Below are 8,419 nucleotides of genomic sequence, written 5' to 3'. Positions count from 1 at the left end.
CAAAACACTCAAAACACTCAAAACACTCAAAACACTCAAATAGTTAACTTTTTTCCTGCGCACCGTTTTTGATATTGATTTGTATTATCATTTGCTTTAATTTGTTTTAATACTATAAAAATTATGGCTTTCTATGTCTGCACCACAGGGCTATCAACGCAACAAATTTGATTTTGATATTTTAGTTGTTGAAGACGATACATTACTTAATGATCAAATTACTGAATTACTAGCTAACCAAGGGTACTCTGTTACACAGTGTTTTGATGGTGATCAAGCGCTTGATTTAGCGGTTGCTCAACGTTTTAGTCTTATTTTATTAGATGTTATGTTGCCGGGAAAAGACGGTTTAGCAGTACTTAATATTTTACGTAGTTGTAATAACACCCCTGTAATAATTGTATCGGCAAAACATGCTGAAGAAGAGCGTATTTTAGGTTTATCAGCCGGTGCAGATGATTATTTAGCAAAACCGTTTAATGGCCAAGAATTATTACTACGCGTAGATTCAGTACTAAGGCGCGTTTTTAAACAAGACATAAATACCCCTTACATTGCTAATATTGATGGACTTGAAATAGATAGCCTACGCCAGCAGGTTTTTCTGCATTGTGAGCTATTAGCTTTTACGCCTATTGAGTTTGCCTTGCTGCAAATTTTAATGAAAAACCAAGAACAAATACTGTTAAAACCTTTTTTATATCAAGCGGCGCTTAACAAGCGTTTCAGTCAGTACGATCGTAGTTTAGATATGCATATGAGTCGTATACGAAAAAAATTAAATAACGCCGGCTGGGATGGCAGCCGTTTACACACTGTGCATGGGCAAGGGTACTGTATTAAATGACACGACGTTTATTTTGGAAGCTGTGCTTAATTATTGGTACTGGTGTTGTTGCGATGTTTTATTTAATTAATGTCGCGGTTAATCATTTTGAAAATGATATGAGCATGCTAAGTGACTCAAGCCGAGAAGAGTTAATTAATTGGCAAAAAAAGGCTGAGGTTGTATTTGATCAAGGTGATATGAGCGAACTTGAGCGTTGGGTTGATGATTTACAACAACAAGAAAATATTTGGGCTGTAATTGCTAAAGCCAATGTGGTTGAGTTAGCAGGTAATCGCTCTCATCGTCATGAGTATACAGGGTATAACTTGGGGCGAAGTATTGATTGGAAAATCCATCTGTATTTTGAGCATGCCCCCGTTATGCAATTACCCTTTAAAGATGGTGCAACTAGCCTTGTTGTGCAGTTGCCGCAAAGAATGCGCCCAGGATCACTTTGGAATTTAACACGTTTGTCGTTACAAGTTTTATTGCCAATGCTGATATTGGTGTGTTTATCTATTGTGTTATATCGCCATATTATGCATCCTATTAAAGAACTCGACTTAGCAAGTAGGGCATTTAGCAAAGGAGACTTTAGTGTCAGAGTTCGAGAGCAGCTGGGCTCACGCAATGATGAACTATCCCAGTTAGCTGAAACATTTGATTTAATGGCAGAGCGGATCAGTGATCAGATTATGCATCAACGTGTATTACTAACTGATCTGTCTCACGAGTTGAGAACACCTTTAACACGCTTAGATATAGCAACTGACAATTTACTCACTCACAGAGAAAAGGGTGTAGAAGACACGCAAATCAAATTAGAGCGTATTCACAAAGAGTCACAGCACATCCGTAAGTTAGTAGATGACACGCTTACTTTATCTTGGTTAGATAACGAGTCACCTCAGTTGCGCATTGAATCTTTGGATTTAGTCGATTTACTCGAAATCCTCATTGAAGATGGGCGTTTTGAGTATCCAGATAAACTGATTTTTGCTGACTTACCTAATCAAGCCTATATTGAAAACAGTAATCACAGAGCATTAGGTCAAGCACTGGAGAATATACTTAGAAATGCACTACGTTACACACCCATTAATAAAAAAGTACGGATTAGCCTCATTGATTATAAACATGAATATAAAATTATTATTGCAGATCAAGGTCCAGGAGTACCTAAAGAGCATTTAAATACTATTTTTAGACCTTTTTTTCGGATTGATTCAGCTCGCTCATGCAACAGTGATAGCTTTGGTTTAGGGCTTGCTTTAGCACAAAGACAATTACATGCGATTGCTGCAACAGTATTTGCTAAAAATGATACTGCAGGTGGTTTAGTAATGACTGTAACGGTTCCTAAAGGTGTATAAATTACATTTCATATTGTTTGCTTGTAAAACTGAGCAACGCTTTCTCGTCCTGCTCACGCCGTTACTTACATGTTTTTAGGCAACTAAAATAGATTGCACCTAACACGTCTTTGTATATATCCTAAATGTAACAAATGTAAAGTTGCTATACTTTTCATTAAAAGAAAATGATAATTCTTCTTATTTGCAATTGAGAAGGAGCGTCCCCCTTGAAAAAATTAGCCCTAATGAGTGCTATTTGTGCATCATTTAGTTCACCTATATACGCGCAAGAACTTGCTAAAAATACAGCGTCTGTTGAAAAAATATCTGTAGTTGGTTCTGCAACTAATTTGAGTATTACAGCTGAAGAAATAGAACAATATCAAGCAAGTGATCTGGCTGACATTTTTCGACATTCACCTTCTGTTAGTGTGGGTGGCTCGGTAGGCGTTGCACAAAAGATCTATATTCGTGGTGTTGAAGATTCTTTATTAAATATAACGGTTGATGGTGCACAGCAAACATCAACGTTATTTCATCATATTGGTCGTGTAACAATAGATCCAGACCTACTGCAACAAATCGATGTGCAAGCAGGTGCCGGCGAAGCAACAAGTGGTCCTGGTGCGATTGGCGGCTCTATCCGCTTTAAAACTAAAGACGCGCAAGACTTACTTAATCAAGGTGAACAATTTGGTGGACGTGTTAAAGCAAGTTACTTTTCAAATGACGGTACGCGTTTAAGCACCAGTGTATACGGTAAATTAAGTGATACATGGGGCGTACTAGGGTATTTCAGTACTGTGGATCGCGAGAACATGGAAGATGGTGATGGCGATACTATTTATGGTACGGCCGCCGATCAAGATATGATGTTTATTAAAGCCAGTGGTGAGTTAGCAGATAATCATCATTTGTCGATAAGTATTGAAAAACGCGACGAAGAAGGGGATTTTTCAGCACGCCCTAACTGGGCGGTACAAGAAGGTGATGCTTTGTATCCAAGTGAAGCAGAGCGAGAGACTTACGTTGCTAATTATATATTTTCTCACAATAACTTATTGTATTTAGAGGCGACAGCATACAAAACCGAATCATCTTTTAATGGCGGCCGATTTGCTTGGCTTGCTGACATTGACACATATGGCTTAGATATTCGTAATACAAGTATTATTGATGAACATAAATTTGTTTATGGCGTTGATTATAGAAATGATGAAGTATCGAGTGGGTCTGCAGCAGGTGCAAAAGAAAATTCAGAACAAGGCAGTGTACTGGGTGTTTATGCACAAGGTTATAGTGATATTACTCCACAACTTTTACTGAGTTATGGGGTGCGTTTTGATAGTTATAAGTTTAAACAAGACATCTTATTAGATGAATATTACGGCACTGCAATTACAGAAAGCGCATCGAGTTTAGATGACAATGAACTGAGTTTTAATATCGGTTTAGCATACGACATTAATGATGCTTGGACAGTAGGGCTTGGATATGCTGAAGCCGCGCGTGGTAAGCAAATAGGTGATGGCTTTACCATTGATGGATATTTATATGACGGTTCAGATATTCCAGTAGCGGATGAAAGTTTAGTACCTGAGACCGTAGCTAATATTGAAGCATCCATAACGTACACTAATGAAAATTTATCCGCTAAGGCAAGTATTTATAATTCGTCTTTAGATGATGTGATATTTGAAGGGTATGAAGGAAACTCGGTTTATAACAATATAGGCACGTTAGAGACTAAAGGATTTGAGTTTGACCTAGCATATCGTTTAAATTCATTTGATTTCTTCATTGGATTTTCAGCTACTGATACAGAGCTTGACCCACGTGATGGGTTGTACAGTGTAAGTTATGATGCAATTGATATTAATGGCTATGAGTTTGTCGGTTTAGGGAATAGCAGAGGCAATACATGGGTTGCTGGCGTTGATTACGACATTAACACTGATGCAAAGGTTGGTTTTAGTGTAACTAAAGTCGATTCACTCGATATTAATACTCTTCATCAAGCTGTTGACCTTGGTTGGACCGATTCTTTATATACCCTAAATAAACCAAGCTATACCACTGTTGATTTATATGGGCAGTGGAATGTGACGAATGCATTATTATTTAATGTTGCTGTTACTAATTTATTTAATGAGTTATATATCGATCATTCAAGTGTGGGTGATTACAGTGAAGTATTTGGCACTGTTGTTGGTCCATACGAATCTGGGCGCGATATTCGCTTATCGATTTCTTATCAGTTTTAAGAATAAGTAACTTATTTTATGTTCTTAAAATTGTTTAAAAAGTGGGTCTTTTGGGCCCACTTAATTATAGGTCTAATCGCCGGTTTATTTATTTTTAGCATGTCGTTCACGGGTTTTCTATTAACCTATGAACGACAGATTGTTGAGCTAGATGAAATGCGATTTACTGTAAATAACACCTATGTTCAACAGCGACTATCGACTGATGATGTTGTGGATATTTTGCGAAAATCGCATCCGAGTCAATCACATATTTATATTCGTTGGGTTAATCGAGAAGGGGCTGCCATTCCTGCCTGGGCTGGAAAGCATAGCTACTTATTACACCCTTATACAGGAGACGTGCTTCGTGAAGGAGAGGGGTTAGCGGCTGACTTTTTTCACGTTGTAACTGATATACATCGTTATTTATTACTGCATGGCGCTTCGCAGGTGATTGGTAAAAATATAAATGGCTACGCTAATCTATTTTTTATCTTTTTATTACTATCGGGTGCTTATCTGTGGTTACCAAAGCGATTTAACCGCTCTGCATTAAAAGGATATTTATTACTAGCAAAGAGTTACAAATCATCACATCATCGAAATAGGCAGTGGCATTTAGTTTTTGGAATTTGGTGTTTACCGGTTTTACTCGTTTTGTCATTAACGGCTACTTTGTTTCATTTTGATTGGGCAAATAAGGCACTGTACGGCGCATTTGGACAAAGTGTACCGGAGCGTGAAAAGCATCTACCAGTATTAGATTTATCGGCTGATGAAGTACTGTACGATACTTTATTTCAACAAGCTAAAGTACATGCAATTAATAATGGTGCTGCTGATTGGTATTCAATGTGGTTAGAATTAGGTGACAAAAAACACGAAGCACGTTTTTATATTGATACCAGTATCGGGAATCGCCAAGAATATGCGTATTCATTATTTTTAGATACTCGCACTGGTGATGCAATTAAAACGTTAAAAAAATCGGATTGGACGCGAGGCGATCAAGCATGGGGAACATCTCGATTTTTACATACCGGTGAATACTTTGGTTTTTTAGGGCAAACATTAGCTGGTTTGGCATCATTGCTCGCATGTTTTTTAGTGTATACAGGCATAGTTTTAGCATGGAAGCGATTGATAACTAAGCGCTAATTTACACTTATCGTCGAGTATTTGATTGCTTGATATGTGCGATTTGATATATAAAAATTTATTTTACACAAAAAAGCCAGCGCATTAGGCGCTGGCTTTTAGTATTCAAATGCTTACTTAGTTAATTAAGCGGCATTAGCTTCTTTTTTAACGCTATTACGCGCGGCTTTGCCTGCAAGTAAATCAGCCGGGTCAAAGTCATCAACGTTAATAACATCTAAACGAGATTGCTCAACAGCAGCTAGTTTATCAGCCTCTGCTTGGCTTAAAATACCTGCTTCAAGCCCCATTTGCGCTACTTTATCAAGCTGAAAGAATGGCAGTTTAAGGCCTTTTTCTTTACATACTCTTTCAAATAATGGCTCAACATCAAGGACGTCTTTAAGCGTTTGCTCTTGACGACCTACAAGGTTAAGTGGCTCATTTGTTAGGTATACGTAGCTTGCTAAACGGTTACGCGTTTCGCTAGGTACTTGTAGTAGTTGTGCTAGTTTATGCTCAAGTTGGTCAGTTGGTTTACGAACAGGGCGACCAAACGGGAATAACAATACTTTTAACACGGCGCGTAGTGGAGCCGAAGGCATGTTATTAATTAAATCAGCAAGTGCACGTTGGCAATGGTAAAGGTGATCTTGGCAACTCCATTTTACTAGAGCAAAATCTTCTTTTTTACGGCCTTCATCGTTGTAACGCTTAAGCGTTGCAGATACTAAGTATAGGTAACTAAGTAAATCACCTAAACGTGCTGAAATACGTTCTTTACGTTTTAGTGAGCCACCAAATACTGCCATGCTAATGTCAGACATAAGTGCAAGTGATGCACTAAAGCGTGACGCTATACGGTAAAATTCAGCAGTTTCGTCGTTGTACGGCACACTTGTAAAACGAGCGCCGGTAAGAGCAAGCCACTTAGTACGTACAAGGTTCGACATAGTAAAACCAATGTGACCCATTAGCGCTTTATCAAATACGTTAAGCGCCTCTTCGCGGTCTTCAATTTCGCACGCACCAAGCTCGGTAAGTACAAATGGATGACAGCGAATCGCACCTTGACCATAAATAATCATATTACGGGTCAAGATGTTTGCACCTTCAACGGTAATGGCAATAGGTGCACCTTGATAGCCACGACCTAAATAGTTATTTGGCCCAAGCATGATGCCCTTACCGCCAAGTACATCCATTGCATGAATAGTTGCATCACGCATTTGCTCTGTCAGGTGGTATTTAATAATGGCAGAAACAACCGATGGCTTTTCGCCTAAATCAACCGCACCCGTAGACATACTAACCGCAGCATCAGAGCTGTAAGCGTAACCAGCAAGTTTTGCTAGTGACTCTTCAACACCTTCCATTTTACCAATAGGTAAACGGAACTGACGACGAATTCGGCTATAAGCACCTGTCGCAATAGCAATCATTTTAATGCCACCGGCAGAGTTTGACGGTAACGTAATTGCACGACCAACCGATAAACATTCAACCAACATGCGCCAGCCTTGACCAGCCATATCTGGACCACCAATAATGTAATCAAGTGGTACAAAAATGTCTTTACCGCGAGTAGGACCATTTTGAAATGGTACGTTAAGCGGGAAATGTCGACGACCAATTTCAACTCCAGGAGTGTCCGTTGGAATAAGTGCACAGGTAATGCCTGGCTCTTTATTGTCGCCAATTAGCCCATCTGGATCTTGTAACTTAAACGCAAGACCAAGTACGGTAGCCACTGGGGCAAGTGTAATGTAACGCTTATTCCACGTTAAACTAACACCCACAACTTCCTCACCATTCCATTGCCCTTTACATACCACACCGTAGTCTGGAATTGAGCTTGCATCAGAACCCGCTTCTGGCGAAGTTAATGCAAAACATGGAATTTCTTGACCGCTCGCTAGGCGCGGTAAGTAATGATCTTTTTGCTCTTTTGTACCATAGTGTTGTAATAATTCACCTGGGCCTAAAGAGTTCGGTACACCAACAATTGACGAAAGTAATGTTGATTTACTTGTTAGTTTTTGAAGTACACAAGACTGTGCAAATGCAGAAAATTCTAAACCGCCGTATTCTTTTTTGATGATCATGGCAAAAAATTTATTATCTTTTAGATACTGCCACACATCTTGAGGAAGGTCGGTTAGTTCGTGCGTTGCTTCCCAATCGTCCAACATGCTACAAACTACTTCAACAGGGCCATCAACAAAGGCTTGCTCTTCAATAGTAAGTTTAGGAACTGGGTATTGGTGAAGTTTTTTCCAATCTGGGTTACCGCAAAATAAGTCAGCTTCCCACCACGTCGTACCGGCATCAATAGCTGATTTTTCAGTATCAGACATGCTTGGCGTTACTTTTTTAAACGTAGCAAAAATAGGCTTGATGATATATTGCTGACGAAGGCCAGTAACAGAAAGAGGAACCGCGATGATCAAAAAGATCAACCAGCTAATTAAACCAAAAGCACCCGCAAAGGTACCAATTAATAAAGTAATAGCCGAAACACCAAGTGCTGTGTTCCAACTTGCTCTGTGGTAAACCGCAGTGCAAAGCAACGCGATTAGAACCAGTGTAAATATGAGTGTCATTTTTATTCCTTAATAGAGGTCAGACCACCTCACTTAGAGTAGCGCTAGTAACAGTAATTTTCAAGTACATAACGATGTTAAATTGTAGTAGAAAGTAACTTAAATACGATATTTAATTACCCGACAGAGGAACACTCAATAACTATCGTATAGTCAAAGCATTAGCCGTAAGTAGTGTTAACGTAAAAATAAATAAATCTAATAGCAAAATGACACTTTTTAAGTAAGTATAGCCGTTATAGCGGGCTG

Annotated in this window: 5 protein-coding genes; 4 read left to right on the top strand and 1 reads right to left on the bottom strand. The window is 38.9% G+C overall.

Going from position 1 to position 8,419, the window contains the following annotated elements; all coding sequences use genetic code 11:
• The first annotated feature begins 133 nt into the window (after nt 1-133).
• The 4 genes from H5118_RS18700 (at nt 134) to H5118_RS18685 (ending at nt 5,588) form a co-directional block, all read left to right on the top strand.
• The gene (locus H5118_RS18700; protein ID WP_182749680.1) at nt 134-847 is read left to right on the top strand and encodes a response regulator transcription factor; all 714 of its coding nucleotides are present in this window, start codon (nt 134-136) and stop codon (nt 845-847) included.
• Entirely contained in the window at nt 844-2,202 is a 1,359-nt protein-coding gene (locus tag H5118_RS18695) for a histidine kinase sensor domain-containing protein (protein WP_182738383.1), read from the top strand. The genes H5118_RS18700 and H5118_RS18695 overlap by 4 nt, the downstream gene beginning before the upstream one ends.
• A 209-nt stretch (nt 2,203-2,411) precedes the next feature.
• On the top strand, nt 2,412-4,448 hold the full coding sequence (locus tag H5118_RS18690) for a TonB-dependent receptor (protein ID WP_182716731.1): 2,037 nt from the start codon (nt 2,412-2,414) through the stop codon (nt 4,446-4,448).
• An 18-nt stretch (nt 4,449-4,466) separates the two neighbouring features.
• Complete coding sequence (locus H5118_RS18685) at nt 4,467-5,588, top strand: PepSY domain-containing protein (RefSeq protein ID WP_182738381.1); 1,122 nt, start codon at nt 4,467-4,469, stop codon at nt 5,586-5,588.
• 125 nt (nt 5,589-5,713) lie between these two features.
• On the opposite strand, the gene fadE is transcribed toward H5118_RS18685, so the two are convergent.
• Nucleotides 5,714-8,170 carry an acyl-CoA dehydrogenase FadE gene (fadE, locus tag H5118_RS18680; protein WP_182749678.1) on the bottom strand — a complete coding sequence of 819 codons (2,457 nt, stop codon included), beginning with the start codon at nt 8,168-8,170 and terminating at the stop codon, nt 5,714-5,716.
• Nucleotides 8,171-8,419 lie beyond the last annotated feature (249 nt).

This window comes from Pseudoalteromonas sp. SR41-1, from assembly GCF_014164015.1.
Classification (GTDB): domain Bacteria; phylum Pseudomonadota; class Gammaproteobacteria; order Enterobacterales; family Alteromonadaceae; genus Pseudoalteromonas; species Pseudoalteromonas distincta.
Note: the sequence above shows the minus strand (reverse complement) of the source record. Positions and strands in the feature narration are given on the sequence as shown.

Excerpts from the sequence above, each read along its gene's own strand:
- H5118_RS18700 (WP_182749680.1), top strand. The coding sequence starts at position 134 with ATGTCTGCACCACAGGGCTATCAACGCAACAAATTTGATTTTGATATT.
- H5118_RS18695 (WP_182738383.1), top strand. The coding sequence starts at position 844 with ATGACACGACGTTTATTTTGGAAGCTGTGCTTAATTATTGGTACTGGT.
- H5118_RS18685 (WP_182738381.1), top strand. The coding sequence starts at position 4,467 with ATGTTCTTAAAATTGTTTAAAAAGTGGGTCTTTTGGGCCCACTTAATT.
- fadE (WP_182749678.1), bottom strand. The coding sequence starts at position 8,170 with ATGACACTCATATTTACACTGGTTCTAATCGCGTTGCTTTGCACTGCG.